This window comes from Lysinibacillus parviboronicapiens (assembly GCF_003049575.1).
GTDB classification, from domain to species: Bacteria; Bacillota; Bacilli; order Bacillales_A; family Planococcaceae; genus Lysinibacillus; species Lysinibacillus parviboronicapiens.
This window is the reverse complement of sequence record NZ_PYWI01000079.1, coordinates 1-1,519: the sequence shown is the minus strand read 5'-3', so window position 1 is coordinate 1,519 and position 1,519 is coordinate 1. Positions and strand designations below refer to the sequence as shown.

Genomic DNA, 1,519 nt, shown 5'->3' with positions numbered 1-1,519 from the left:
AAAATGAAACTAGAACCTCAGAACCTTAAAATTATTGGTGTAGTGGTTACAGGAAAACCAAGTGATTTAATAAAGTTTAGTGATGAATCTATGATTCGCGGTGCTACATTAGGAGCAACAACAGACCTATATTAAACTGGAATGGATACCAAATTCAACAATCGGGCGCTTTTCCGTAATAAGGAAAGCGTCTTTCTTCATGGAAAGGGCCAGTTTGTTGAACAAAAACCCGTTCCTGCTAGAAAATAAATGGTACACTAATCATAAAATACTTTAAAAAGGGAGGATATACAATGGTTGCAAAGACTGAAGAGGATTTTAATGGATTAAAAGTAATTGGTGAAATTTGTGGTGCGATTCGAGATGAATTAGTCCATAGTACGAAACCTGGAATTACCACAAAAGAACTCGATGATATTGCGAGAGAGATGTTTGAAAAAGCAGGAGCTCAATCTGCCCCAAAAAGTGAATACGATTTTCCTGGATATACGTGCATTAGCATAAATGAAGAAGTAGCGCACGGGATTCCGGGGAAACGGAAAATTCAAGAAGGGGACATTGTAAATATTGATGTTTCAGGTTCAAAAAACGGGTATTTCGCAGATACCGGAATTTCCTTTGTAGTAGGGGAAGGAGCGACAACTTTACATAAATTATGTGACATTGCTAAAGAAGCATTCCATGCTGGACTTAAGAAGGCAAAGCCAGGTTCAAAAAAAAGCGCGCTCGGAAAAGCTGCACACAATGTAGCAAAACAGCATGGCTTAACAGTCATAAAAAATCTTACTGGACACGGTATTGGGCGTTCGATTCATGAAGAACCAAAACACATTTTCAATTACTTCTCTCACTGGGATGACGAAATATTAAAAGATGGTATGGTAATTGCCTTTGAGCCTATGATCTCTACATTTGAAGAGGAAGTTTTCCAATCGGAAGATGGATGGACCTGCCTAACCGATGAAAGCTTTGTGGCTCAATACGAACATACGATTATCCTTACCAAGGAAGGACCGATTATTACTACGTTGTAAGAGCACTAATACCACAATAAGGCGCGATTGTGGAGCAACACAGGTAGAAAATAATCAAACTTTTTTATAATAACCTAACTTAAAACTGCTAAAGAAGAATCCCTTTTGATCAATCTTTTTTCAAAAGGGATTCTTCTTATTTATCTTAAAATAAGGGTTTGCGAGGTATTTTTGCTCAAACTTTATTTCAAAGCAACACTAAACACAAAAAAGACTTTTGAAATAATTTTGGATTCAAAATCATTACTTAAAATTTTGGTCTTGATAACTTGGAGGGTGTGGCTACTTTATTGCGTAGAAAGAAAAAAATATTGTTAAATAAGTTTAACAACTTTATAATAGTGCTAATTAAATAAGATTTATGAGATGGTTTCATGCCATATCCTAAGATGTTTATTAATATCTCGTGTCAAAGACCACAGCGTAATGATGACTTTATAGAGAGAAAGGGAGAGTCGATCAAATGATTAACAACACAAAAAATC

The 1,519-nt window shown here is 35.7% G+C and carries 2 protein-coding genes; both read left to right on the top strand.

Annotated features, from left to right (window positions below):
* Positions 1–3 precede the first annotated feature (3 nt).
* Positions 4–135 carry a hypothetical protein gene (locus C9J35_RS25215; protein ID WP_499842794.1) on the top strand — a complete coding sequence of 44 codons (132 nt, stop codon included), beginning with the start codon at positions 4–6 and terminating at the stop codon, positions 133–135.
* A 158-nt stretch (positions 136–293) separates the two neighbouring features.
* Positions 294–1,034 carry a type I methionyl aminopeptidase gene (gene map / locus C9J35_RS23015; protein WP_107927140.1) on the top strand — a complete coding sequence of 247 codons (741 nt, stop codon included), beginning with the start codon at positions 294–296 and terminating at the stop codon, positions 1,032–1,034.
* The last annotated feature ends 485 nt before the right edge of the window (positions 1,035–1,519 follow it).